This window comes from Mesorhizobium sp. P2_C5_2, from assembly GCF_056404535.1.
Genome location: NZ_JBFUDV010000001.1, coordinates 1,075,147 through 1,099,324, shown reverse-complemented (window position 1 = coordinate 1,099,324; position 24,178 = coordinate 1,075,147). Strand labels below are relative to the sequence as shown.

23 protein-coding genes are annotated in these 24,178 nt (G+C 63.2%); 15 read left to right on the top strand and 8 right to left on the bottom strand.

From position 1 onward, the window contains the following. The first annotated feature begins 164 nt into the window (after positions 1–164). Positions 165–371, top strand: coding sequence for a tautomerase family protein (locus AC1D1B_RS05270; RefSeq protein WP_013892236.1), 207 nt, complete (start codon positions 165–167; stop codon positions 369–371). A gap of 7 nt (positions 372–378) precedes the next feature. Here AC1D1B_RS05270 and AC1D1B_RS05265 read toward each other — a convergent pair whose 3' ends face one another. The 8 genes from AC1D1B_RS05265 to AC1D1B_RS05230 form a co-directional block, all read right to left on the bottom strand. Further along, positions 379–912 (bottom strand): NADPH-dependent FMN reductase, encoded by a 534-nt coding sequence (locus tag AC1D1B_RS05265; protein ID WP_477329973.1) that lies wholly within the window; start codon positions 910–912, stop codon positions 379–381. A 49-nt stretch (positions 913–961) separates the two neighbouring features. Continuing rightward, positions 962–1,582 (bottom strand): pyridoxamine 5'-phosphate oxidase family protein, encoded by a 621-nt coding sequence (locus tag AC1D1B_RS05260; protein ID WP_477329971.1) that lies wholly within the window; start codon positions 1,580–1,582, stop codon positions 962–964. Between the two features lie 90 nt (positions 1,583–1,672). Beyond that, on the bottom strand, positions 1,673–2,344 hold the full coding sequence (locus AC1D1B_RS05255) for a septation protein A (RefSeq protein WP_477329969.1): 672 nt from the start codon (positions 2,342–2,344) through the stop codon (positions 1,673–1,675). Between the two features lie 4 nt (positions 2,345–2,348). Then, positions 2,349–4,091, bottom strand: a complete 1,743-nt coding sequence (gene ftsY / locus AC1D1B_RS05250; protein ID WP_477329967.1) for a signal recognition particle-docking protein FtsY — start codon at positions 4,089–4,091, stop codon at positions 2,349–2,351. A 12-nt stretch (positions 4,092–4,103) separates the two neighbouring features. Next, the gene (gene mtaB / locus AC1D1B_RS05245) at positions 4,104–5,408 is read right to left on the bottom strand and encodes a tRNA (N(6)-L-threonylcarbamoyladenosine(37)-C(2))-methylthiotransferase MtaB (RefSeq protein ID WP_477329965.1); all 1,305 of its coding nucleotides are present in this window, start codon (positions 5,406–5,408) and stop codon (positions 4,104–4,106) included. Then, positions 5,408–6,292 carry a diaminopimelate epimerase gene (dapF, locus tag AC1D1B_RS05240; protein ID WP_477329963.1) on the bottom strand — a complete coding sequence of 295 codons (885 nt, stop codon included), beginning with the start codon at positions 6,290–6,292 and terminating at the stop codon, positions 5,408–5,410. The genes mtaB and dapF overlap by 1 nt, the downstream gene beginning before the upstream one ends. Positions 6,293–6,365: 73 nt before the next feature. Further along, positions 6,366–6,527 carry a DUF1328 family protein gene (locus AC1D1B_RS05235; RefSeq protein ID WP_023683859.1) on the bottom strand — a complete coding sequence of 54 codons (162 nt, stop codon included), beginning with the start codon at positions 6,525–6,527 and terminating at the stop codon, positions 6,366–6,368. Between the two features lie 63 nt (positions 6,528–6,590). Next, positions 6,591–7,601, bottom strand: coding sequence for an MBL fold metallo-hydrolase (locus tag AC1D1B_RS05230; RefSeq protein ID WP_477329961.1), 1,011 nt, complete (start codon positions 7,599–7,601; stop codon positions 6,591–6,593). 160 nt (positions 7,602–7,761) lie between these two features. Here AC1D1B_RS05230 and AC1D1B_RS05225 point away from each other — a divergent pair, with 160 nt between their 5' ends. From AC1D1B_RS05225 to lpdA, 14 genes are all read left to right on the top strand, one after another. Then, positions 7,762–9,195, top strand: coding sequence for a hypothetical protein (locus AC1D1B_RS05225; RefSeq protein ID WP_477329959.1), 1,434 nt, complete (start codon positions 7,762–7,764; stop codon positions 9,193–9,195). Positions 9,196–9,364: 169 nt separating this feature from the next. Continuing rightward, positions 9,365–9,904: an AprI/Inh family metalloprotease inhibitor gene (locus AC1D1B_RS05220; RefSeq protein WP_181062186.1), complete on the top strand. Its 540-nt coding sequence runs from the start codon at positions 9,365–9,367 to the stop codon at positions 9,902–9,904. A gap of 119 nt (positions 9,905–10,023) precedes the next feature. Beyond that, positions 10,024–11,217 carry a cell division protein ZapE gene (gene zapE, locus AC1D1B_RS05215; RefSeq protein ID WP_477329957.1) on the top strand — a complete coding sequence of 398 codons (1,194 nt, stop codon included), beginning with the start codon at positions 10,024–10,026 and terminating at the stop codon, positions 11,215–11,217. Between the two features lie 578 nt (positions 11,218–11,795). Beyond that, on the top strand, positions 11,796–12,764 hold the full coding sequence (gene mdh / locus AC1D1B_RS05210; RefSeq protein ID WP_023670541.1) for a malate dehydrogenase: 969 nt from the start codon (positions 11,796–11,798) through the stop codon (positions 12,762–12,764). Between the two features lie 18 nt (positions 12,765–12,782). After that, positions 12,783–13,976 (top strand): ADP-forming succinate--CoA ligase subunit beta, encoded by a 1,194-nt coding sequence (gene sucC, locus AC1D1B_RS05205; protein WP_477329955.1) that lies wholly within the window; start codon positions 12,783–12,785, stop codon positions 13,974–13,976. 4 nt (positions 13,977–13,980) lie between these two features. Further along, the gene (locus tag AC1D1B_RS05200) at positions 13,981–14,352 is read left to right on the top strand and encodes a cupin domain-containing protein (protein WP_477329953.1); all 372 of its coding nucleotides are present in this window, start codon (positions 13,981–13,983) and stop codon (positions 14,350–14,352) included. A gap of 2 nt (positions 14,353–14,354) precedes the next feature. Then, on the top strand, positions 14,355–14,843 hold the full coding sequence (locus AC1D1B_RS05195; protein ID WP_477329951.1) for a DUF1579 family protein: 489 nt from the start codon (positions 14,355–14,357) through the stop codon (positions 14,841–14,843). A gap of 12 nt (positions 14,844–14,855) precedes the next feature. Continuing rightward, positions 14,856–15,761: a succinate--CoA ligase subunit alpha gene (gene sucD / locus AC1D1B_RS05190; RefSeq protein ID WP_477329949.1), complete on the top strand. Its 906-nt coding sequence runs from the start codon at positions 14,856–14,858 to the stop codon at positions 15,759–15,761. A 128-nt stretch (positions 15,762–15,889) separates the two neighbouring features. After that, positions 15,890–18,877 carry a 2-oxoglutarate dehydrogenase E1 component gene (locus AC1D1B_RS05185; protein WP_477329948.1) on the top strand — a complete coding sequence of 996 codons (2,988 nt, stop codon included), beginning with the start codon at positions 15,890–15,892 and terminating at the stop codon, positions 18,875–18,877. A 65-nt stretch (positions 18,878–18,942) separates the two neighbouring features. Further along, a complete protein-coding gene (gene odhB / locus AC1D1B_RS05180) occupies positions 18,943–20,229 on the top strand; it encodes a 2-oxoglutarate dehydrogenase complex dihydrolipoyllysine-residue succinyltransferase (RefSeq protein ID WP_477329946.1) in 1,287 nt (428 codons plus the stop codon). Positions 20,230–20,245: 16 nt separating this feature from the next. Continuing rightward, a complete protein-coding gene (locus AC1D1B_RS05175) occupies positions 20,246–20,968 on the top strand; it encodes a DUF4241 domain-containing protein (protein WP_477329944.1) in 723 nt (240 codons plus the stop codon). Beyond that, complete coding sequence (locus AC1D1B_RS05170) at positions 20,968–21,474, top strand: hypothetical protein (RefSeq protein WP_477329942.1); 507 nt, start codon at positions 20,968–20,970, stop codon at positions 21,472–21,474. Before AC1D1B_RS05175 ends, AC1D1B_RS05170 begins: the two co-directional genes overlap by 1 nt. Continuing rightward, complete coding sequence (locus AC1D1B_RS05165) at positions 21,471–22,226, top strand: SDR family oxidoreductase (protein ID WP_477329940.1); 756 nt, start codon at positions 21,471–21,473, stop codon at positions 22,224–22,226. The genes AC1D1B_RS05170 and AC1D1B_RS05165 overlap by 4 nt, the downstream gene beginning before the upstream one ends. 25 nt (positions 22,227–22,251) lie before the next feature. Further along, positions 22,252–23,658: a dihydrolipoyl dehydrogenase gene (gene lpdA / locus AC1D1B_RS05160; protein ID WP_477329938.1), complete on the top strand. Its 1,407-nt coding sequence runs from the start codon at positions 22,252–22,254 to the stop codon at positions 23,656–23,658. The last annotated feature ends 520 nt before the right edge of the window (positions 23,659–24,178 follow it).

Genomic DNA, 24,178 nt, shown 5'->3' with positions numbered 1-24,178 from the left:
ATTCTACTCTGGTGGCCATCTGATGGCGTTTTCTGCGCTTCCGGGGCTCACGGACCACATGTCCGCTGCGCTCCGGTTCTCGAAACCACCATCATATGACTCACCATAGCGAATTTCGAAACAGTCTCTCCGCGCTGTCATTGGAAAATGAAGGGGAGGACGTCATGCCATTCGTCAACATCCGCATCGTCAAGGAAGTGATCGCCGCTGATCCGGCGGGCAAGAAGGCTGACATCGCCAAAAAGGTCACAGCAGCCATCATGGACGCCACCGGGCTCGGCAATGACGACGTCTGGGTGGTGTTTGAAGAGGTCAACGCGCGCGACTGGTATGTCGGCAAGACCGATGTCGAGACGTTGCGGAAGGGGTAGGGCTCCCTCACCGACCGCGGATAAAGTCGGCGAAGGCTGAAACCGCGCTGCGCATTGCCAGCACATTCGTTGGCTCCGCCAGAATATTCTCTATCTCCGGTGGTTTCTTGCCAAGCAGCGCAATCTCCAGCAGTGCGTCCTCATACATCGCAAACGACATCGTCCGCATGATTTCGGCCAACGCGGCGCGAGCATAGAGCGATCGCGCAGAGGCGTGGACCAGCATGGCGGGCTTGCCGACGGCGGCGTCGCGCGAGACCAGCCAGTCGAGTGCGTTCTTCATGCCGCCGGGCACGCCATGCGCATATTCAGGGCAGGAGACGATGACGCCGTCGGCGCTGGTGACGGCCTCGATCAGCCGCGTGGCTTCGGCTGGCGTGCGCTCGCCTTCGTCGTCGGGATTGAAGATCGGCAGGAGGCCAAGCCCGTCATAGATCGTGACGCGGCATCCGGGCGGCGCGTTGCGCGCGACAGAGGCGAGCAAGGCCGAATTGGTCGAGGCAGCGCGCAGGCTGCCGGAGATGGCGAGGATCTTAATCAAAGGGAAAACCGGGCAAAGGGAACCGGAATGAGCGAATCGTTCCCGAAATCTACCACAGGGTCTTGCTGTAAGCCTCGTCCAGCGAGCGGTCGAAGTCGCTGACCGTTTCGGCATGCGCCATCTGGTCGGACAGGATCTGGCCGAGCGTCGGCAATGTCGCGCGGTCGTACCAGCTGTCCGGTTTCCACAATTCGGAGCGCATGAAGGCCTTGGCGCAATGCATGTAGGCGGCCTTGACGCTCACCACGACGACGCTTTGCGGTTGCTTGCCGTCGACGGCGAGACGCTCGCGCAAACCCGCATCGATGGTGATGCGGGCGTCGCCATTAATGCGCAGCGTCTCGTTCATGCCGGGGATGAGGAACAGCAGCCCGACCGAAGGGTTGACCAGGATGTTTTCCAGCGTGTCCAGCCGGTTGTTGCCAGGCCGGTCGGGGATGGCGATGGTCTTGTCGTCGAGGACAAGGGCGAAGCCGGGTTTGTCGCCTTTCGGCGTCACGTCGGCATTGCCGGCGTTGTCGGCCGAACCGATCAGCACGAAAGGGCTCTTGCCGATGAAGGAGCGGCAGTGGCCGTCGAGAGCCCTGAGTTCCTTGCGCATCGAGGCGTCGGTCGGCCGTGGCGTCTTGTAGATCGTCCTCAGCTCGTCGCTTGTGGTGACGAATTCCATGGCCGTCTCCGTTTATTCTGACGCAATTCCCAAGGGAAGCGCTCCGCGCTTTTCCCGGGAAAACCGTTTCACACTTTTCCTGGAACTGCTCTATTTGCCAGCTTTCTCCGCATTCTCGGTCTTGTCATCCAGCGAATGGCGCAGGATCAGCGGCATCTGGCTGAAGGTGAACAAAAGCGTGATCGGCATGATGCCCCAGACCTTGAAGGTAACCCAGAAGTCGGTCGAAAAATTCCGCCACACGACTTCATTGGCAAGAGCCAGGAACAGGAAGAACAGGCCCCAGCGGAAGGTCAGCTTGCGCCAGCCTTCGGCGTCGAGGCGAAAGGCCGAATCGAAGACATAGCCGAGCAGCGAGCGGCCGAAATACAGGCCGCCAAGCAGCACCCCGCCGAACAGCGTGTTGACGATGGTCGGCTTCATCTTGATGAACACGTCGTCCTGCAGATAGAGCGTCAAAGCGCCGAAGATGAAGACGACGACGCCCGAGACCATCGGCATGATCGGCAAGGTGCGCAGCAGCAGCCAGGAAGCGACCAGCGCGATCGCTGTCGCTGCCATGAACAGGCCGGTGGCGACGAAGATCGGCCCGCCGAATTCGGCCAGGACCGGGAATTTCTGCACCAGCCATGCGCCGCGCGCATTGGCGAAGAAGAAAACCATCAGCGGCCCAAGCTCGAGCACCAGCTTGAGCAGCGGATTGACGCCTTCTTTCTTCTTCTGCGGATCGGACGGGTCGCGTTCGAGAATGGGTGGGTTCATTGGTTTAAGCCACTCCCGCGATCGCCCTGGCGAATTCGCTGGCTGAAAATGGTTCGAGGTCGTCGACCTGTTCGCCGACGCCGATGAAATAGACCGGCAGTTTGTGCTTTGCCGCGATCGCCACCAGAATACCGCCGCGCGCCGTGCCGTCCAGCTTGGTCATCACCAGGCCGTTGACGCCGGCGACATTGCGGAAGATCTCGACCTGGTTGAGCGCATTCTGGCCGGTGGTGGCGTCGACCGTCTGCAGCACGGTGTGTGGCGCTTCCGGATCGAGCTTGCCCAGCACGCGCACGATCTTCTCCAGCTCCGCCATCAGTTCGGTCTTGTTCTGCAGGCGGCCGGCGGTGTCGATGATCAGCACATCGGTGCCGGCCTCTTTGGCCCGCTCGAAAGCGTCGTAGGCGAGGCCGGCGGCATCGGCGCCGATCTTGGAGGCGATGACCGGCGATTTCGTCCGCTCGCCCCAGATCTTCAGCTGCTCGATGGCTGCAGCACGAAACGTGTCGCCGGCGGCCAGCATCACCGACAGGCCGCCATCAGTCAGCTTGGCTGCGAGCTTGCCAATGGTCGTGGTCTTGCCGGTGCCGTTGACCCCGACGACCAGGATGACATGCGGCTTGTGTGAGAGATCGAGTTCCAGCGGCATGGCGACATGGGTCAGCACCTTTTCCACCTCGGCGGCCATCACGGCGCGCACTTCGGCGTCGGAAACATCCTTGCCGTAACGGCTGGAGGCCAGCGCATCGGTGACGCGGAGCGCGGTCTCCAGGCCGAGATCGGCGCGGATCAGCACATCTTCAAGGTCCTGCAGCGTGTCCTCATCCAGCTTGCGCTTGGTGAAGACGCCGGCGATGTTGCCGGTGAGTTCTTTCGAGGAGCGGGCCAGCCCGTCGCGCATACGCTGGAACCAGGAACGCCGCGGCGCCGGCTCCGGCGCTTTGACCGGTTCAGGCTTCTGCTCGACCTTCTTGGTGACAGTGACTTTGCCGGGAGCGGGTTTGGGCTCTGGCGAAGGTTGCGGGACTGGTGGTGCGACGGGTTGCAGCTCTGGCGCTATCTCGGCAATGACAGGCTGTGATTCAACCGGCGATGGCTGACGAATGGGCGCGGGAATTTCCGCGGGTGGCGCAGACGGCGCGGCCGGCACTTCGATCGGGGCGACCGGTTCTGCCGGAACCTCGGCAGGCGTCGGAATTTCCACCGTGGCAGGTTCGGGCTGCTTCTCTGGAGGTGGCGGAACGATCTCCGGCTCGACCGGTGCAGGAGGCGGGACCTCTTGCGGCTGCGGCTCAGGCTCCGGGGCGGCAGGCGGCGCGGGAATTTCCTCGGGCGCCGGCGGCTCGGGTGGCTCCGGCTCAGGCTGCGGCTCTTCTACCGGCGCGGGCTCCGGCAACGGTTCCGGCTCGGAGGGGACGACCGGCTCCGGCGGTTGTGGCTCCTCGATAGGAGCGGGCTCTGGCGGGGCAGGCTCAGGCTGGATTTCGGGTTCGACCGGGACGATCGGTGCCAATGCCTCGACCGGCGCCAGTGGCACCTCCGACTCGGTCGCCGGTGGCGGCACGGCTTCCGCCTCGACCGGCGCCTCCTCGCGCTTCAAAAACTCCGGAACGACTTGCTCGGCCGCCGGCTTCAGCGCTTCAAGCGCATCCCATTTGATCGGCGGTAGCGGCGCGGTTTCGTCGATGCGCTCCTCGACGACTTCCTTCTTGCCGAACGAAAATATCTTCTTGAAAAAACCGGCCATGCTTCAACCGTCTCAGGCGGCGCGGGCAGTGAGCGGCGCTGCGGTCAGGCGCGCGCCGTCATGGCCGGTAACAGTGGCCTCGACGATCTCGCCCGGCGCACCGGCGGCGATGGCGGCCAGCGTAAATCCTTCGGTGCGGCCGAGGCCGTCGCGCTCGACCAGGATCGACTGGCGCGTACCAGGAAGCGATGCGAGATGGCGGCGATACGCGGCTTCGCCGGCGGCGCGCAGCCTTGCGGCGCGCTGCTTGACCAGTTCACGGCGGACTTGCGGCATGCGGGCGGCCGGCGTGCCTTCGCGCGGTGAGAACGGGAAGACGTGCAGATGCGTCAGCCCGCACTCCTCGACGATTTTTATCGAATTCTCGAACATGTCATCGGTCTCGGTCGGGAAGCCGACGATGATGTCGGCGCCGAAGACGATGCCAGGGCGCAATTTGCGCACATCCTCGCAGAAGCGGATCGACTGGTCGCGCAAATGCCTTCGCTTCATACGCTTCAAAATCATGTCGTCGCCGGACTGCAGCGACAGATGCAGATGCGGCATCAGCCTGGGCTCGGTGGCGATGGCGTCGAGCAGATCGTCATCGGCCTCGATCGAATCGATGGAGGACAACCGCAGCCGCTTCACATCAGGAACTTGCTTCAGGATGGTCTTCACCAGCTTCCCGAGTTTCGGCGCGCCCGGCAGATCGGCGCCGAAAGACGTCATGTCGACGCCGGTCAGCACGATTTCGGCATAGCCGTTGCCGGAGAGCCTTTTGACCTGTTCGACCACGGCGCCCATCGGCACCGAGCGCGAATTGCCGCGGCCATAGGGGATGATGCAGAAGGTGCAGCGGTGGTCGCAGCCATTCTGCACCTGCACGAAGGCCCGCGCGCGGCCCTCGATGGCATCGACCATATGGCCGGCGGTCTCGCGCACCGAAAAAATGTCGTTGACGCGCGCCTTTTCGGTGTCGTTGACGCCGAAATCCGGCAGCGCGCGATAGGAGTTCGCCTTCAGCTTCTCCTCATTGCCAAGCACGAGGTCGACCTCGTCCATGGCAACGAAATTCTGCGGTTCGGTCTGCGCCGCGCAGCCGGTGACGATAATGCGCGCCTGCGGGTTTTCGCGACGGGCTTTGCGGATCGACTGTTTGGCCTGGCGCACCGCTTCCGAGGTGACCGCGCAGGTGTTGAAGATGATGGCGCCGCCTTTGAGCGCGCCGAGGCCGGCGCTTTCGGCTTCGCGCCGCATCACCTCGGACTCATAGGTGTTGAGACGGCAGCCGAAGGTGACGACGTCGATGCCTTTCAAGTTGGCAAGACCCGACATCAGGCCGCGCTTTCGGTGTCGCGAGCCCAGCTGCCGGTCGACGGATCGAAACTGCCGGAAAATTCCCATTCGGCCGCGCCGGTCAGGATGACGTGGTCGTCATCGCGCCATTCGACATGCAGCGAGCCGCCGCCGGGGGTCAACAGGTTGACGCTGCGGCCGGTGCGCCTGGTGCGGGCAGCGGCAACCACCGATGCGCAGGCGGCCGAGCCGCAGGCCTTGGTCAGGCCGGCGCCCCGTTCCCATGTGCGGATGATCATGCTGTCCGGCGATGTCACCTGAGCCAGCGTGATGTTGGCGCGCTCGGGGAAGATCGGGTGATTTTCGAGCAGCGGGCCGAAACGCTCCAGCTCGTAAGACCAGACGTCGCGATCGACCCAAAAGATGGCGTGCGGATTGCCCATCGAGAGAGCCGAAGGCGAATGCAGCACCGGCGCGTCGATCGGGCCGATCTGCAACTCGATCATGCGGGTGTCGCGGAATTCCTCGGCCAGCGGAATGTCTTGCCAGCCAAAGTGCGGCATGCCCATGTCGACCGAGATCGTGCCGTCGGCATGTTCGACGGCGTTGAGGATGCCGGCGCGGGTCTCGAAGGTGAAAGTCTTCTGGCCGGTCTCGGCGGCCAGCGCCTGGACGACGCAGCGCATGCCGTTGCCGCAGGCCTGCGCGCCCGAGCCGTCGGAATTCAGGATGTCGATGTAGTAGGCGGTGCCGGGCGTGCGGGCGTCATGGATCGCCATGATCTGGTCGAACTTGGTCGCCGCATCGGCGTTCAGCGCCACCGCAGACGCTGGCGTGACCCGGTCGGCGCGGCCGCGCATGTCGGCAACGATGATCTCGTTGCCGATGCCGTTCATCTTGGCGAAGGGGGCCGTGCCTGCCATGGCTTCCAGTAGTTCCTGTCCGTTTTGCCGGTATATGGCGGAAACGGGCGGGAATTACCAGTGTGGCTAACGTCTAGGTTACCGCAAAGACGCCGAGCACGATCAGCAGGAAGATGACGAGAACGATGCCGATGAGCACGCGCGCGCCGGTGGCGGCGGCGCCCGCCAGCGCCGGCATGCCGAGCAGGCTCGCGGCGGCGGCGACGATCAGAAGAATGATGATCCATTTGATCATGGAGAGGCTCCCGGCCAAATTGCGTTGGGCAAACAACGCGTTTTGGCCTTTTGGGTTCCTTCCCTAGGCGTCCGGCACGTCCCAGATTTCGCCCGGCCGCAAGGCGCGAAAACGATCGCCGGGGACGCCCTGCGCCTCCAGCGCTTCAGTCAGTTTCTGCGCCGGTTCATCGACCGGTTCGTCGGTAAGCCGGAACGTTCCCCAGTGGCAGCCGGCGGCATAGGCGGCGTTGCACAATTTCATGCCTTGCACCGCCTCTTCCGGATTCTGATGCTGTGGGGCCATGAACCAGCGCGGCTCATAGGCGCCGATCGGCAGGATGGCGAGGCGGAAGCCGCCATGCTTCTCAGCCATCAGCCGGTAATTGGCGCCGCCGTGGAAACCGGTGTCGCCGGCGAAATAGATTTTTCCGGCTGGAGTTTCGACGACGAAGCCGGCCCACAGCGCCATGCGGCGGTCGCGCGCGCCGCGCGCCGACCAGTGGTGAACCGGCTCGACATGGATGGCGACATCGTCACCGATGTCGATGCGCTCGCCCCAATCATGCGCCGTCATTCGCATGCCCGGCACGGTGGCGTCGATGATGGCGTCGTTGCCAAGAGGCGTCAGCACCTGCGGATCGTACTTCGCCTTCAGCCGCTTGAGCGTGGCAAGGTCGAGATGGTCGTAATGATTGTGGCTGACCAGCACCAGGTCGATCGGCGGCAGTTGGGAAAACGCGATGCCCGGAGGATTGACGCGCCTGGGCCCGGCAAAGGAGAGCGGCGAGACGCGCGGCGACCACACAGGGTCGGTGAGGATGTTGAGGCCGGCGGTCTGGATCAGCAGCGTCGAATGGCCGACCATGGTCAGCCGCAGCCTGCCGCCGTCGATGCGCGCCGCCGGCTCTGTCGGTTCAAACGGGCTTGGATTGGCCGCCGGCCATTTCGAACGCTCGCCGCTCAGTTGCCATTTGAGCAGATCGGTGAAGCGGCCGGGCATCTGGCCGTCGGGATTGAAGAACAGAGTGCCGTCGAAATGGTCGCTGGGCGGGCCGCTGTAATAGCGGTTGGCGGCTCTTTTTCTCGCGACCAAGGTTTCGGCTCCGGCAGGTTTCTGTCCTTGCTAGATAGGGATGTGGCCCTTTGGCGCAAGCATTTGCCGGGGCCGATGCCTGTCTCGGCTAAAAAAGCCGGGCGCTGGTGCGGGCGATGATTTCCGGTATACGATCTCGCAGCAGAACGGAGGGCCGCCCATGCGTTGGCAAGTTCTTGCAATCACTGCGGCGATCCTGGGGATCGCGCCGATATCGCCGGCCGCCGCCGCGCAAACACAGCCCAGCGCCTGCACCCACACGCCAACCATCCTGGATGCGGGCGATTTCCTGCTTGCCGAACCGGCAACATTCCCGAATTTCTGGCGCGACCGTTTTGGCGACGACGCGGCCTATCTGAAAATACGCTATGGCGGCCTCCCCTACGCCGAGGGCACAGCGCTTATTGCAGGGCTGGAAAAACGCAGTCATCCGCCGCTGCGCATCGCCGAACTCAGGCTTGCCTATGCAAAGACACCGGACCGGGCGGCGATGATTGCCGGCATGCAGCCGCTGCCCAACGCGAAGTCGGTTGTACCTCAGCTTGGCCAATCTGCCTTGCGCGCGCTCGTCACTGAGGACGGCGGCGACTGGCTGCTGGGCGAACTGGCGCGCTGGCGTGCGGCTGACGCCGACCAGTTCGACGCGTCGAGGATTTCCGTGGGGCTTGCCCAGGTGCTGGCGGACCTTGATGATGATGCCAAGTCGCGCCTTGCCAAAAGGGCGGAAGATGCGGGCATCTGGCCCATGGCTCTGGAGATGCGGGCAGTCAAAGACGACCTCTCCGATTACGTCGCTTACCTCGACAGGCTTCCACCTGCGGTACGTCCCGACAAGGGTGGCCGCACAGGGTTTATCCGCAAAGCCCTGAACCTGGCCAATCTTCGCCCTTCCTTCGATATGGCCAAACAGCCAGCGGAGGTGCAGGCGCTCGACGGTCAAAACGATTTGGGCTCAGCCATCCGGTCGATCGGGCAGCTGATTGCCTATGTTCCTCAAACTGCGATCTTGCTGCCCCTCGTGAACCAGACCGGCAACCTGAGCCTCGGCACGGCGGTGGCAGGGGCGATCAACGCGCAGATTGCCGCAAAACATCTCGACCCGATCAACAATCCCGATACGGTCACGGCAACCATGCTCGACGGGATCGACTACGTTCTTGGCCGCCGCGACCGGGAGCATAATTTGCGCGACGTTCTAATCTCCGAAATGCAGGGCGAAACGGCGGAGTCGTTCATGGACAGGGCGTTAGCCCGGGTGATGTTGGCCTCCTTCATGCTAGACAATGGGGCCGAACCGCCACGTCGCCCGGATCTGCTCACAGCAACCTTCCCCTGGGAACAGTGGGTCGGATTGGCCGGCAAGCTGAAGACCGGCGAAGCCATCGCGCCGGAAGATCGAATCGCTGCGGCCGATCTCATGATCGCAGCCGACCGTCCTGCGGATGCGTTGGCCTTGCTGAAAACGGCCGGCGATTGGAAGACGGCAGTGCGGCGCTCTCATGAGCTGGCGCTTAGGCTGGACCGCCGATGCGCCGACCTGCTGCGGCCGCCAATGCCGGTTTCGCAGCCGCTCTACCGGTTCGAGCCGCGTTAGAGCGAAGGTACGCCTTCGTCCGCCAGCCATTTTGCGATAAATTTGCAACAATTCTTGCTGCAAACCCTATTTTAACCATATCGGGTTGAAATTTCGCCACCTTCTCCATCTTGGTGAGGGTGAGAGTGTGCGGACGGCTTCCCCCCAGCCGGATCCGACGGAGGTTGACATGACATTTTCGAGAAGCGGCCTGGTGGCCGTATCGCTGGCAGCGCTGTTTGCAAGCGGCTGTTCGACCTCGCGTTTTTCATCGATGGATGACCAGCAGCCGGCGCCGCTGCAGCCCGCGCCCGCCGGCACGGTGAGCGGAAGCCAGCTGCCGCCGCCGGCAGCGCCGGGCACCACCGACCCGTCGCAGTTCCCGACGGCGCCTGCGGGCGCCCAGGTCGCCTCGCTGCCGCCGGACGGATCGGCGCCGGCCGGCGCCGCTGACCTCACCGCGGCCAGCGTCGCCGGTGTCTGGAACGCCAGCGTTTCGGGCCAAAGCTGCAAGGTGGCAACGCCGCAGACCAAATTCGGCGCCGGCTATCGCGCCGGACCGTTGCATTGCCCGGCACCGATCGACGGCATCAAGTCGTGGAACGTCGCCGGCAAGCAGCTGACGCTCTATGACGAAAATGGCGGCACCCTGGCGCGGCTCTATTCATCGGGCGGTTCGAAATTCGACGGGCAGACTTCCACTGGCCTGCCGATCTCGCTTACAAGATAGGTCACCATTTGGAGCGGTTCAGCGTTCGATAGATCGCCGAACCACTCCAGCTATCTTGTTTTGTGCCATTCCGGACGGAAAACCGCTTTCCTGGAATCGCTTCCACAGCGACGTGACCGATGCATCTGCGTGACGGCCTCCAGACCCATGCGACCGTCAGGCAGCGCTACGACCATCTGGTCGACACCGGCGCCATCGAACGCGATCCGGCGCAGGAGCGGATCGCCGCCGCACTCGACCGGCTGACCGACGAGATTTCGGCCAAGCGGCTGGCGCAGAAGTCGAGTGCGCTCGGCTGGCTGTTTGCCCGCAAGCGCGAGACGCGCGAAGTCGTCAAAGGCCTCTACATCCATGGCGGCGTCGGCCGCGGCAAGACCATGCTGATGGACATGTTCTTCGAGCTCTTGCCGGTCCGCCGCAAGCGCCGCGTTCATTTCAACGACTTCATGGCCGATGTGCAGGACCGCATCCAGAAGCATCGGGCCGCGCGCAAGAACGGCGACGTCAAGGAGGACGATCCGATCCCGCCTGTGGCGCGCGCGCTGGCGGAGCAGGCCTGGGTGCTGTGCTTCGACGAGTTTTCGGTCACCGACATTGCCGACGCAATGATCCTGTCCCGGCTGTTCTCGGCGCTGTTTGCCAATGGCGTGGTGCTGGTCGCCACCTCCAATGTCGCACCGCAGGATCTCTATCGCGACGGGCTGAACCGCCAGCTGTTCCTGCCCTTCATCGGCATTCTCGAACGGCAGACCCATGTGCTGGCGCTGGACGCCGACAAGGACTACCGGCTGGAAAAACTCGCCCGCACGCCGGTCTATGTCACACCGACGGATGCCGAAGCCGACCGCATGCTGGACGAGGCCTGGCAGGCGATGACACGGGGGGTGCCGGTCGCCTCGACGACCGTGGCGGTGAAGGGCCGGCAGGTGGTGGTGCCGGCAGCCGCGGGCGATGCGGCGCGGTTTTCCTTTGCCGATCTCTGCGAAAAGCCGCTCGGCGCGCGCGATTTCCTGGCCATTGCCGGCCGCTTCTCGACCGTCTTCATCGATCACATCCCGGTGCTCGGCGAAGGCAAGCGCAACGAAGCCAAGCGCTTCATCTTGTTGATCGACACGCTCTACGATCATCACACGCGGCTGGTGGCGAGCGCCGAGGCCCCACCGCATGAGCTTTACACGGCCAAGCGCGGCAACGAGGTGTTCGAATTTGAGCGCACGGCCTCGCGGCTCATTGAGATGCAAAGCCGCGACTGGCTGGAAGATTGGGCGGAACGGCAGAAGGACAAGGCGGAAGCGCAGCAGGTTGAGGCGTAGGGGTAGGGTAGGTACCGACGCCGTACTGCAGCGATCCTTCGCGCCGTCCCCTGCCCACGAGGGAGAGATTGGCAGTTTCGGCGCCGCGCTTGTTTCTTACAATGCTGGGATTTGCGAAAACCGGCGTGACGTCGGATCTCCCTCCTTGAGGGGGAGATGGCTGGCAGGCCAGAGGGGGTCGGTCGACTGGATGCGGCGCAAATGGCGCCGGCGCTTCACGCGCGAGGACCCCCTCTGTCGCCTTGGCGACATCTCCCCCTCAAGAGGGGGAGATTTGGCGCTAGGCAATGCGCTTCACAAGGGCGTCATCGCCGGCATATAGTCTTCTGATTTCCACGTTCATTGTGTAAAACCTCTCAAGTCGGCTTACAAACTTTGACGTTTACGTAATTCCCATTGTTTCTAACCGATTGAAATTATTCACTCGAAAATAATCGATTGAATATATTTTCCGCCGGGGCTACTGGATGCGGCGAAATCTCGCGGATACCCGCAGCATTCCGGCCTCTTCCTCGACGCCGTCAACCAGATCGCCAGAGATTTGGGCGTCGTCACAGACAAAGGGAAAATTTCCTCACATGGCACGCAACAAGATAGCGCTCATCGGCTCCGGCATGATCGGCGGCACGCTCGCTCACATGATCGGCCTCAAGGACCTCGGCGACGTGGTGCTGTTCGATATTGCCGAGGGCATTCCGCAAGGCAAGGGGCTCGATATCGCGCAATCTTCGCCGGTCGACGGCTTCGATTCCAGGCTGACCGGCGTCAACGATTATGCCGGCATCGAGGGCGCCGACGTCTGCATCGTCACCGCCGGCGTGCCGCGCAAGCCGGGCATGAGCCGCGACGATCTGCTCGGCATCAACCTCAAGGTCATGGAACAGGTCGGCGCCGGACTGAAGAAGTACGCGCCGAAGGCTTTCGTCATCTGCATCACCAACCCGCTCGACGCCATGGTGTGGGCGCTGCAGAAGTTTTCCGGCCTGCCCAAGACCCATGTCGTCGGCATGGCCGGCGTGCTCGACAGCGCGCGCTTCCGCTATTTCCTGGCCGAGGAATTCAAGGTTTCGGTCGAAGACGTCACCGCCTTCGTGCTCGGCGGCCACGGCGATTCCATGGTGCCGATGATCCGCTATTCGACGGTGTCGGGCATTCCGCTGCCGGACCTCATCAAGATGGGCTGGACCTCGAAGGAAAAGCTCGACCAGATCGTGCAACGCACCCGTGACGGCGGCGCCGAGATCGTCGGCCTCTTGAAGACCGGCTCGGCCTTCTATGCCCCGGCCGCCTCGGCCATCTCGATGGCTGAATCCTACCTCAAGGACAAGAAGCGCGTGCTGCCTTGCGCGGCGCATCTCTCGGGCCAGTATGGCGTCAAGGGCACCTATGTCGGCGTTCCCGTTGTCATCGGCGCCGGCGGCGTCGAGCGCATCATCGAGATCGACCTCAACAAGGCCGAGCAGAAGATGTTCGACGCTTCGGTGGCGACGGTGCAGGGCCTGACCGAGGCCTGCGTCAAGATCGCCCCGCATCTCGCCTCGAAGTGATCCCCGGAGACCATCCAGATGAACATCCATGAATATCAAGGCAAGGCGCTGCTGAAGAGCTTTGGCGCGCCGGTGGCCGAAGGCGTGCCGGTGTTCAAGGCGAGCGAGGCGGAAGCCGCGGCACAAGCGCTTCCCGGCCCGCTCTATGTGGTGAAGAGCCAGATCCATGCCGGCGGCCGCGGCAAGGGCAAGTTCAAGGAGCTTGGCCCGGACGCCAAGGGTGGCGTGCGGCTGGCCAAGTCGGTGGCCGATGTCGTCGCCAACGCCAATGAGATGCTCGGCCACACGCTGGTCACCAAGCAGACCGGCCCGGCCGGCAAGCAGGTCAACCGCCTCTATATCGAGGACGGCGCCGACATCGAGCGCGAGCTTTATCTGTCGATCCTGGTCGACCGCTCGGTCGGCCGCATCGCCTTCGTCGTCTCGACCGAGGGCGGCATGGATATCGAGGGCGTTGCCCACGACACGCCGGAGAAGATCATCACCGTCGCCATCGATCCGGAAAAGGGCGTGACGCCAGCCGATGTAAAGGCGCTCAATACCGCGCTGAAACTTGACGGCGACGCCGCCAAGGATGGCGGCACGCTATTCCCGATCCTCTACAAGGCCTTTGTCGAAAAGGACATGAGCCTGCTCGAGGTCAACCCGCTGATCGTGATGAAGAACGGCCGCCTGCGCGTGCTCGACGCCAAAGTGTCGTTCGACAACAACGCGCTGTTTCGCCACCCCGAGCTGATGGAACTGCGCGACACCACCGAAGAGGACGAGAAGGAGATCGAGGCGTCGAAATACGACCTCGCCTATGTCGCGCTCGACGGAAATATCGGCTGCATGGTCAACGGCGCCGGCCTTGCCATGGCGACGATGGACATCATCAAGCTCTATGGCGCCGAACCCGCCAACTTCCTCGATGTCGGCGGTGGCGCGTCGAAGGAGAAGGTAACGGCGGCGTTCAAGATCATCACCAAGGACCCGGCCGTCAAAGGCATTTTGATCAACATCTTCGGCGGCATCATGAAGTGCGACATCATCGCCGAGGGCGTGATTGCCGCGGTCAAGGAAGTCGGATTGGAAGTGCCGCTGGTGGTGCGTCTCGAAGGCACCAATGCCGAGCTCGGCAAGAAGATCATCAACGACAGCGGCCTGAACGTGGTGTCGGCGGACGATCTCGACGACGCAGCCAAGAAGATCGTGACGGCGGTGAAGGGCTGAGCGGATGCCTCCGCGCAAGATAAACCTCGTCGAGGCGGCGGATGCGAAGATCAAGAAGGTCTTCGATCCGCACATCGCCGGCGACGTCAATGACAGCCAGGCCAAGGTCGCCAAGTTCGGTGAAACCTTCGACTGGCACGCGCATGACCATGAGGACGAGGCTTTCCTGGTGCTGCGTGGGCGCATCGCCATCGATTTCCGCGACGGTCCGGTCGAACTCGGCGAGGGCGACTTCATCGTCGTGCCGAAGGGTGTCGAGCACCGGCCGCGGTCGCTGACCGCGGAGCCCGTCGTGCTGATGTTCGAGCCGGCAACGACGCTCAACACCGGCAATGCCAAGAGCGACCTCACCGTCACCGATTTGAAGCGGCTCTGACCATGAACGCAGCCGCCTTCTCCTCTCTCTCGGCCGATCACCAGCGTCTACAGGCGCTGGTCGGCGCGTGGCACGGCGAGGAGGAGGTGGCGGAGACGCAATGGGCCGATGGCGGCACAGCGACGTCGGACGTGCTGGCAGAGGCACAATTCGGCGGGCTGTTCGTGGTGCAGCGCTATCGCCAGCGCCGCGACGGCACCATCTCGTTCGGCTCGCACAGCGTCTTCGGTTTTGACCAGCCAAACAGCCTCGTCACCATGCACCAGTTCGATTCGATGGGGCTTGTGCCGTCGCCGGCCACAGGCACATGGAACGCCACGGAGCTGGTTCTGGAGCGGTCGTCTCCCCGCGGTGCAGCGCGCGTGACGTATAGTTTCGACACTGCCGATGCCTACCGCATGCGACTGCATTTCAAACCTGCCGGCAGCAGCTGGCAAGACATGGTGAGCGGCGTCTACCGGCGCGTCTCGCCTTCCTCGATCAACGTTTAGAAAAGGGCTCCGATGTCCATTCTCATCGACAAGAACACCAAGGTGCTGGTTCAGGGCCTGACCGGCAAGACCGGCACGTTCCACACCGAACAGGCTCTTGCCTATCACGGCACCAAGATGGTGGGTGGCATCCATCCCAAGAAGGGTGGCGAGACCTGGACCGGGGCCAAGGGCGAAACGCTTCCGATCTTCGCCTCCGTCGCCGAAGGTAAGGAAAAGACCGGCGCCAACGCCTCGGTCGTCTATGTGCCGCCGGCGGGTGCTGCCGAAGCGATCCTGGAAGCGATCGAGGCTGAGATCCCGCTGATCGTCTGCATCACCGAAGGCATTCCGGTGATGGACATGGTCAGGGTCAAGGCTCGGCTCGACCGCTCGACCTCGCGGCTGATCGGGCCGAACTGCCCGGGCGTGCTTACCCCCGACGAATGCAAGATCGGCATCATGCCTGGAAACATCTTCCGCAAGGGCTCGGTCGGCGTTGTTTCGCGCTCGGGAACGCTTACCTATGAGGCAGTCTTCCAGACCACCAATGTCGGCCTCGGCCAGACCACCGCCGTCGGCATTGGCGGCGACCCCGTCAAAGGCACCGAGTTCATCGATATGCTCGAGATGTTCCTCGCCGACGACGAGACCAAGTCGATCATCATGATCGGCGAGATCGGCGGTTCGGCCGAGGAAGACGCCGCGCAGTTCCTCAAGGACGAGGCCAAGCGCGGCCGCAAGAAACCGATGGCCGGTTTCATCGCCGGGCGCACCGCGCCGGCCGGCCGCACCATGGGCCATGCGGGCGCTGTCATCTCCGGCGGCAAGGGCGGCGCGGAAGACAAGATCGCGGCGATGGAATCGGCCGGCATCAAGGTTTCGCCGTCGCCGGCACGGCTGGGAACGACCCTGGTCGAGGCGATCAAGGCTAAGTGAGTAGCGAGTAGTGAATAGCGAATAGGGAAAAGAGAGTAACGGCGCGACTTGGGAAAAATCCCTACTCGCTATTCGCTACTCATTATTCGCTTTTGAAAAGGAGACGGAGCCAGGCTCCGCAGACAAAAATGGCAAGACAAGATCAGGCCAACGACCAGTTTTCGCTCACCTCTTTCCTCTATGGCGGCAATGCCGACTACATCGACGCGCTGTACGCGTCCTATGAGGATGATCCGGAGTCGGTAAACCCCGAATGGCAGGACTTCTTCGCGGCGCTGAAGGACGATGCCGGCGATGTGCGCAAGAACGCCAAGGGCGCTTCCTGGGCGAAGCCCTCCTGGCCGCTGCAGGCCAATGGCGAACTGGTGTCGGCGCTCGACGGCAATTGGGGCTTGGTCGAGAGGACGGTCGAAAAGAAGGTCAAGGACAAAGCGGTCACCAACGGCGTCGTGCTGTCGGATGCCGATGTGCACCAGGCAACGCGCGATTCCGTGCGCGCCATCATGATGATCCGCGCCTACCGCATGCGCGGCCATCTGCACGCCAATCTCGACCCGCTCGGCATCGCCAAGCCGCTCGAGGACTATAACGAGCTGTCGCCGGAGAATTACGGTTTTACCACTGCGGATTACGACCGGCCGATCTTCCTCGACAATGTGCTGGGCCTCGAATTCGGCACCATCCGGCAGATGCTGGAGATCCTCACCCGCACCTATTGCTCGACGCTCGGCGTCGAGTTCATGCACATCTCCGATCCCGAGGAGAAGGCCTGGATCCAGGCCCGCATCGAAGGCACCGACAAGGAGATTTCCTTCACCGCCACCGGCAAGAAGGCGATCCTGCAGAAGCTGGTCGAGGCCGAAGGCTTCGAGCAGTTCATCGACGTCAAGTACAAGGGCACCAAGCGCTTCGGCCTCGATGGCAGCGAAGGGCTGATCCCGGCGCTGGAGCAGATCATCAAGCGCGGCGGCCAGCTCGGCATGAAGGAGATCGTTCTCGGCATGGCGCATCGCGGCCGGCTCAACGTGCTGTCGCAGGTGATGGCCAAGCCGCACCGCGCCATCTTCCACGAGTTCAAGGGCGGCTCGGCCGCCCCCGACGAGGTCGAAGGGTCGGGCGACGTCAAGTACCATCTCGGCGCTTCGTCGGACCGCGAGTTCGACGGCAACAAGGTGCATCTGTCGCTGACCGCCAACCCCTCGCATCTGGAAATCGTCGATCCGGTGGTGATGGGCAAGGCGCGCGCCAAGCAGGATTATCTGTTTGGCCGCAGCCGCGAGGAGATCGTGCCGCTGGAAGAGCGGGCCAAGGTGCTGCCGCTGCTCTTGCATGGCGACGCTGCCTTCGCCGGCCAGGGCGTGATCGCCGAAATCCTCGGCCTGTCGGGCCTGCGCGGCCACCGCGTCGCCGGCACGCTGCACTTCATCATCAACAACCAGATCGGCTTCACCACCAATCCGCGTTTCTCGCGCTCGTCGCCCTACCCGTCCGACGTCGCCAAGATGATCGAGGCGCCGATCTTCCACGTCAATGGCGACGACCCGGAAGCCGTCGTCCATGCCACCAAGGTGGCGATCGAATTCCGTATGAAGTTCCACAAGCCGGTGGTCGTGGACATGTTCTGCTATCGCCGCTTCGGCCACAATGAGGGCGACGAGCCGGCTTTCACCCAGCCGATCATGTACGCCAACATCCGCAATCATAAGACGACGGTGCAGATCTATGCCGACCGGCTGATCGCCGAGGGCCACATCACCCAGGCCGAGCTCGACAAGATGAAGGCCGACTGGCGCGCGCATCTGGAATCGGAATGGGAAGTCGGCCAGCACTACAAACCCAACAAGGCCGACTGGCTGGACGGCGCCTGGTCTGGCCTGCGCACCGCCGACAACCAGGACGAACAGCGCCGCGGCAAGACCGCCGTGCCGGTCAAGGTGCTGAAGGACATCGGCAAGAAGCTGACCGAGGTGCCGAAGGGTTTCGAGGCGCACAAGACCATCATCCGCTTCCTCGAGAACCGCCGCCAGGCGATCGAATCGGGCGAAGGCATCGACTGGTCGACGGCCGAGGCGCTGGCTTTCGGCGCCATCCTGCTCGACGGCAATCCGATCCGGCTCTCCGGTCAGGATTCCGAACGCGGCACCTTCTCGCAGCGCCATTCGGTGCTTTACGACCAGCGCGACGAGACCCGCTACATCCCGCTCAACAATCTGTCGGCGGCGCAGGCCGGCTACGAAGTCATCAACTCGATGCTGTCGGAAGAGGCGGTGCTCGGCTTCGAATATGGCTACAGCCTGGCCGAGCCGAAGGCGCTGACCTTGTGGGAAGCGCAGTTCGGCGATTTCGCCAACGGCGCCCAGGTGGTGTTCGACCAGTTCATCTCCAGCGGTGAACGCAAGTGGCTGCGCATGTCGGGCCTGGTCTGCCTGTTGCCGCATGGCTATGAAGGCCAGGGTCCAGAACATTCCTCGGCCCGGCTCGAGCGCTTCCTGCAGCTCTGCGCCGAAGACAATATGCAAGTCGCCAACTGCACCACGCCTGCCAACTACTTCCACATCTTGCGCCGGCAGCTGAAGCGAGACTTCCGCAAGCCGCTGATCCTGATGACGCCGAAGTCGCTGCTGCGCCACAAGCGGGCCGTGTCGACGCTGCCGGAGATTTCGGGCGAAAGCTCGTTCCACCGGCTGCTTTGGGACGATGCCCAGCTGTTGCAGAACCAGGCGATCAAGCTGGTCAAGGATTCCAAGATCCGCCGCGTCGTGCTGTGCTCGGGCAAGGTCTATTACGACCTCTACGAGGAGCGCGAGAAGCGCGGCATCAACGACATCTATCTGTTGCGCGTCGAGCAGCTCTACCCGTTCCCGGCCAAGGCGCTGATCACCGAGCTGTCGCGTTTCCGTAACGCCGAGATGGTGTGGTGTCAGGAAGAGCCCAAGAACATGGGCGCCTGGTCGTTCATCGATCCGTATCTGGAATGGGTGCTGGCGCATATCGACGCCAAGCATCAGCGGGTGCGCTACACCGGACGGCCGGCGGCGGCATCGCCGGCGACCGGCTTGATGTCGAAGCATTTGGCGCAGCTCGCCGCCCTGCTCGAAGACGCGCTCGGCGAGTAAAGCAGAATTGGGCGAATGACAGAACTCGGCCCGTAGAACAGACAGAGAAGAAACGGACAGGCACAATGGCTACCGAAATCCGCGTTCCCACTCTCGGCGAATCCGTCACCGAGGCGACCATCGGCAAGTGGTTCAAGAAGGTCGGCGATGCCATTGCCGTCGACGAGCCGCTGGTCGAGCTCGAAACCGACAAGGTGACGGTGGAGGTGCCTGCCGCCGCCGCCGGCACGCTCGGTGAAATCGTCGCCAAGGAGGGTGAGACCGTCGGCGTCGGAGCGCTGCTCGGATCGATCTCGGCAGGCGGCGCAGCCGCTGCTCCGGCGAGCAAGCAGGAGACCAAGGCGGTGGCGCAGGCTTCGAGCCCGGACGCCGCACACACCACCAAGCAGGCCGCTGCCGAGACGGCCAAGATCGCCGGCGACGCCGGAGCGGTCGAGCCGCGCACCATGCCGCCGGCGCCGGCTGCCGCAAAGCTGATCGCCGAGCACAATCTGTCGGTCGATCAGGTGCCCGGCTCGGGCAAGCGTGGCCAGGTGCTGAAGGGCGATGTGCTCGACGCCATTTCCAAGGGCGCGCCGTCGCAGCCGGCCGAGATGCCGAAGGCCGCACCGGCGCCGGTCGCGGTGCGGGCGCCGTCGTCGGGCGACGATGCGTCGCGCGAGGAGCGCGTGCGCATGACCAAATTGCGCCAGACCATCGCGCGCCGGTTGAAGGAAGCGCAGTCGACCGCCGCCATGCTGACCACCTTCAACGAGGTCGACATGTCAGCGGTGATGGCGCTGCGGACCAAGTACAAGGACATCTTCGAGAAGAAGCACGGCGTGAAGCTCGGCTTCATGGGCTTCTTCACCAAGGCCGTCACCCACGCCTTGAAGGAGATTCCCTCGGTCAATGCCGAGATCGACGGCACCGACATCATCTTCAAGAACTATGCCCATATCGGCGTTGCCGTCGGCACCGAAAAAGGCCTCGTCGTGCCGGTGGTGCGCGATGCCGATCAGATGTCGATTGCCGAGATCGAAAAGGATATCGGCCGGCTGGGCATTGCCGCGCGTGACGGCAAGCTTTCGGTCGCCGACATGCAGGGCGGTACGTTTACGATCTCCAACGGCGGCGTTTACGGCTCGCTGATGTCGACGCCGATCCTCAACGCGCCGCAGTCGGGCATTCTGGGCATGCACAAGATCCAGGACCGGCCCGTCGTGGTCGGCGGCCAGATCGTCATCCGGCCGATGATGTACCTGGCGCTGAGCTACGATCACCGCATCGTCGACGGCAAGGAAGCGGTGACCTTCCTGGTCCGCGTCAAGGACAGCCTGGAAGATCCGGAACGGCTGGTGCTTGATTTGTGATCGGGCTGGTCTCGCCGTGAGCGGTTGGCTGGAACGGTTCGGGTTCGCGCTGGGTCGCGGGCTTCGGATTTTTCGGCCAACAGACTCGGTCGCTGCCCCTTCGCCGGAGAAATCAATTGAATGGGGTCCGCCGTCGGAAAACAGCAATCTCGGTGTCTTCGTTCTCAGCGAAGCCGAGATGGCGGAACGGAAGATCATCGTCACCGCGATCGGTGAACTTGAGCTTCCGACCGGCGAAATCATCGCTTGCGATCCACTGATTACCGGGCTGGAACGGCCTGTGTTTAGCCGTAAGGTCAGGCCGGGATGCTATCCCGTCACGTTGCTTGAGGCGCAAGGCCGTGTTGCCGCAGCGGTGTTGCGGTTTGGGCCTGGCTTGCCGGTTCGGTGGGAGTTGGCTGCCTTCGTCCGCGACGTCGGCACGTCGTCCTGGAAGTCTGGATTTATTGTCGATGACAATGTTGCCTCGTTCATGGACAAGTCGATTCTGGCGCTGATGTCCGACCCTGAAGAACTCGACGACTACCTTGCTGACGTTGCATGCTCGTTCGACAGGTTCCGCATGGATAATCCGGTTGATGGAAATCCGCTTAATATAGCGATGTTCGACACTGGCTGGGGTGATGGGAACTATTATTCCTTCTGGGGACTGGACGCGGCCGACGAGCCGCTGGTCTTGATGACCGATTTCGAGGTGCTCGAAAACGCCGACGGCCGCGAGAGCAACCAGAGCAATTGATGATAAACATCGCTTCGCCAATGATCGGATGTATGGCCGGGCTGGCTGTTCTAGCAGCGGGTCATGAGGGCCATGCTGCCTGTCCGCTGGCGCTCGCTGTCTATGGCGATGCCGAGAGCGATGCCGGCATCGATTTCCGGCCGACGACCGATGCGGTCACCGTCACCAATTCCTTCAAGATGGTGCTCGACAAGGGCGTGGTGCTCGACGGCATCGTCATGTGGACATCAGGTGTGTCGCGGCCGCAGGGATCGCTGATGTACAAATGCCCGACCGGCGATGTCACCGGTGACGAGCTTGCCGCCTGCACGGTCTGGCAGGGCGTCGTCTACAGCGCCGATGACAAGGGCAACATCGCGCTGTTGGCGGCGGAAGGTACCGACGCGCCGCAGAGTCTGATCTTCCCCGATCTCGGCCCGTCGCTGCAGATGTCGTCGGCCTTCGGCGCCAATGGATTTTCGAAACTGCCCTGGGATGTGTTTATTTTGAAAGGCTGTCAGGAATGAGCGTGGTGCAAAAGGTGCTTCTGGTCACCGGCGGCAGCCGCGGAATCGGCGCCGCCGTTTGCCGTCTCGCGGCGAAAGCCGGCTACCGTATCGCGGTCAACTACGTCTCCAACCGGAACGCGGCCGACGCACTGGTTGCGGAAATCGAGGCTGCAGGCGTCGAGGCATTCGCCGTCAAAGGCGATGTCGGCGTCGAGGCTGATGTGCTCGGAATGTTCGAAGCCGTCGACCGCCGCTTCGGCAGGATCGATGGCCTCGTCAACAATGCAGGCATCGTCGACGTCAAGGCTCGCGTCGACGAGATGAGCGCGGCGCGGCTGGAGCGCATGATGCGCATCAATGTCATCGGCTCCATCCTCTGCGCACGCGAGGCCGTGCGACGCATGTCGACGCTTCGCGGCGGCACAGGTGGCGCCATCGTCAACATCTCGTCGGCAGCAGCAGTGCTGGGCGCGCCGGGCTTCTATGTCGACTACGCCGCTTCCAAGGGTGCGATCGATACCTTAACCGTCGGACTTGCCCGCGAAGTGGTCGAAGAAGGCGTGCGGGTCAATGCGGTGCGCCCGGGCATCATCGAAACCGAAATCCACGCGTCCGGCGGGCTGCCGGACCGGGTGGCGCAGATCAGGGAAATGCTACCGATGAAACGAGCCGGCACGGCGGATGAAGTCGCGCATGCCGTTCTCTATCTTTTGTCGGATGAAGCGTCCTATACGACGGGCGCGATCCTGAATGTAAGCGGCGGCCGCTGAAGGCCAGATAAAAAAGGACACCATCATGGCTTATGACGTCGTTATCATCGGATCGGGACCGGGCGGCTATGTCTGCGCCATCAAGGCGGCGCAGCTCGGGCTGAAGGTCGCGGTGATCGAGAAGAACGCCACCTTCGGCGGCACCTGCCTCAACATTGGCTGCATCCCGTCCAAGGCGCTGCTTTATGCCTCGGAAATGTTTGCCGAGGCCGGCCATTCCTTCGATACGTTGGGCGTCGAGATACCGGCACCGAAACTCAATCTGAAGAAGATGATGGCGCACAAGGACGCGACCGTTTCGGCGAACGTCAATGGCGTCGCCTTCCTGTTCAAGAAGAACAAGATCGACTCGTTCCGCGGCACCGGCAAGGTGATCGCCGCCGGCAAGGTGTCGGTGTCAGGCGAGGACGGCAAGGTCGAGGAGATCGAGACCAAGAACATCGTTATTGCCACTGGTTCGGACGTCGCCGGCATTCCCGGCGTCAAGGTCGACATCGACGAGAAGGTGATCCTGTCGTCGACTGGCGCGTTGTCGCTGGAGAAAGTGCCGGGCCATCTGGTGGTGGTCGGAGGCGGTGTCATCGGGCTGGAGCTCGGCTCGGTCTGGGCACGGCTCGGCGCCAAGGTCACCGTGGTCGAATTCCTCGACACCATCCTGGGCGGCATGGACGGCGAGGTGTCAAAACAGTTCCAGCGCCTGCTTTCAAAGCAGGGTTTCGAGTTCAAGCTCGGCGCCAAGGTGACAGGCGTGGCCAAAGCCAAGAAGGGCGCCACCGTCACCTTCGAGCCGGTCAAAGGCGGTGCAGCCGAAACCATCGAGGCCGACGCGGTGCTGATCTCGACCGGACGCCGCGCCTATTCCGACAGTCTCGGGCTGAAGGAAGCCGGCGTCGAGGTCGACGAGCGCGGCCGGGTCAAGACCGACGGCCACCTCAGGACCAACGTCGCTGGCATCTACGCCATCGGCGACGTCATCGCCGGACCGATGCTGGCGCATAAGGCCGAGGATGAAGGCGTGGCGGTGGCCGAGACCATTGCCGGCCAGGCCGGCCATGTGAACTACGACGTCATCCCGAGCGTCGTCTACACCAGCCCGGAAATCGCTTCGGTCGGCAAGACCGAGGAGGAGCTGAAGAAGGCCGGTATCGACTACAAGATCGGCAAATTTCCCTTCACCGCCAATGGCCGGGCGCGCGCCATGCTGCACACGGATGGCTTCGTGAAAATCCTTGCCGACAAAGCCAGCGACCGCGTGCTCGGCGTCCACATTGTCGGCTTCGGCGCCGGCGAGATGATCCACGAAGCGGCGGTGCTGATGGAGTTCGGCGGCTCGTCCGAGGACCTCGCCCGCACCTGCCACGCGCATCCGACAATGTCGGAAGCGGTCAAGGAAGCGGCGCTGGCGACCTTCTTCAAGCCGATCCATATTTGAAAGGCGACGGACCGACCAGAGATGGCGGGCCGAGCCCTGCGTTCGTCATCCTATGGCGAAGCAAGGAGCGAAGCGACGCGGCGCAGACCATAGGATCCATGCCGCGACCTCAGAGCGTCGCGCCGGTGCAGGAATTCTCTTCCGTCGCATTCCCCGGCTGGTGTCGCGGCATGGATCCTCGGGTCAAGCCCGAGGATGACGAAGGCGTGAGTGCCGTACCGCTAGTCAACCACGCTAGAGAGCGTACCGCCCCAAAACAAAACGGCCCGCTTTGCAGCGGGCCGTTCGTCATGAATTCAGGGGCCAGATCAGTTGGCCGGTGCGGGCGCCGGGGCCGGAGCAGGCGCGGGAGCCGGGGCTGGTGCCGGAGCCGGAGCGGGCTCAGGCGCAGGGGCTGGTGCGGGAGCCGGTTCGGCGGGCTTCATCGGCTCGGCCGGTGCAGGCGCAGGTGCCGGTGTGCTGGCTGCCGGCGGCTCGGCGGGTGCAGGATGCTCGCCGCTTCTTCCAAAAACATAGTACG

What these genes read in the sequence shown, in the direction of transcription:
- sucD (WP_477329949.1), top strand. Translation starts at nt 14,856, where the DNA reads ATGTCCATTCTCATCGACAAGAACACCAAGGTGCTGGTTCAGGGCCTG.
- AC1D1B_RS05235 (WP_023683859.1), bottom strand. Translation starts at nt 6,527, where the DNA reads ATGATCAAATGGATCATCATTCTTCTGATCGTCGCCGCCGCCGCGAGC.
- AC1D1B_RS05200 (WP_477329953.1), top strand. Translation starts at nt 13,981, where the DNA reads ATGCCTCCGCGCAAGATAAACCTCGTCGAGGCGGCGGATGCGAAGATC.
- AC1D1B_RS05185 (WP_477329948.1), top strand. Translation starts at nt 15,890, where the DNA reads ATGGCAAGACAAGATCAGGCCAACGACCAGTTTTCGCTCACCTCTTTC.
- AC1D1B_RS05165 (WP_477329940.1), top strand. Translation starts at nt 21,471, where the DNA reads ATGAGCGTGGTGCAAAAGGTGCTTCTGGTCACCGGCGGCAGCCGCGGA.
- AC1D1B_RS05225 (WP_477329959.1), top strand. Translation starts at nt 7,762, where the DNA reads ATGCGTTGGCAAGTTCTTGCAATCACTGCGGCGATCCTGGGGATCGCG.
- AC1D1B_RS05255 (WP_477329969.1), bottom strand. Translation starts at nt 2,344, where the DNA reads ATGAACCCACCCATTCTCGAACGCGACCCGTCCGATCCGCAGAAGAAG.
- AC1D1B_RS05260 (WP_477329971.1), bottom strand. Translation starts at nt 1,582, where the DNA reads ATGGAATTCGTCACCACAAGCGACGAGCTGAGGACGATCTACAAGACG.
- ftsY (WP_477329967.1), bottom strand. Translation starts at nt 4,091, where the DNA reads ATGGCCGGTTTTTTCAAGAAGATATTTTCGTTCGGCAAGAAGGAAGTC.
- sucC (WP_477329955.1), top strand. Translation starts at nt 12,783, where the DNA reads ATGAACATCCATGAATATCAAGGCAAGGCGCTGCTGAAGAGCTTTGGC.
- odhB (WP_477329946.1), top strand. Translation starts at nt 18,943, where the DNA reads ATGGCTACCGAAATCCGCGTTCCCACTCTCGGCGAATCCGTCACCGAG.
- AC1D1B_RS05270 (WP_013892236.1), top strand. Translation starts at nt 165, where the DNA reads ATGCCATTCGTCAACATCCGCATCGTCAAGGAAGTGATCGCCGCTGAT.
- AC1D1B_RS05170 (WP_477329942.1), top strand. Translation starts at nt 20,968, where the DNA reads ATGATAAACATCGCTTCGCCAATGATCGGATGTATGGCCGGGCTGGCT.
- AC1D1B_RS05195 (WP_477329951.1), top strand. Translation starts at nt 14,355, where the DNA reads ATGAACGCAGCCGCCTTCTCCTCTCTCTCGGCCGATCACCAGCGTCTA.
- lpdA (WP_477329938.1), top strand. Translation starts at nt 22,252, where the DNA reads ATGGCTTATGACGTCGTTATCATCGGATCGGGACCGGGCGGCTATGTC.
- dapF (WP_477329963.1), bottom strand. Translation starts at nt 6,292, where the DNA reads ATGGCAGGCACGGCCCCCTTCGCCAAGATGAACGGCATCGGCAACGAG.
- AC1D1B_RS05220 (WP_181062186.1), top strand. Translation starts at nt 9,365, where the DNA reads ATGACATTTTCGAGAAGCGGCCTGGTGGCCGTATCGCTGGCAGCGCTG.
- mdh (WP_023670541.1), top strand. Translation starts at nt 11,796, where the DNA reads ATGGCACGCAACAAGATAGCGCTCATCGGCTCCGGCATGATCGGCGGC.
- zapE (WP_477329957.1), top strand. Translation starts at nt 10,024, where the DNA reads ATGCATCTGCGTGACGGCCTCCAGACCCATGCGACCGTCAGGCAGCGC.
- mtaB (WP_477329965.1), bottom strand. Translation starts at nt 5,408, where the DNA reads ATGTCGGGTCTTGCCAACTTGAAAGGCATCGACGTCGTCACCTTCGGC.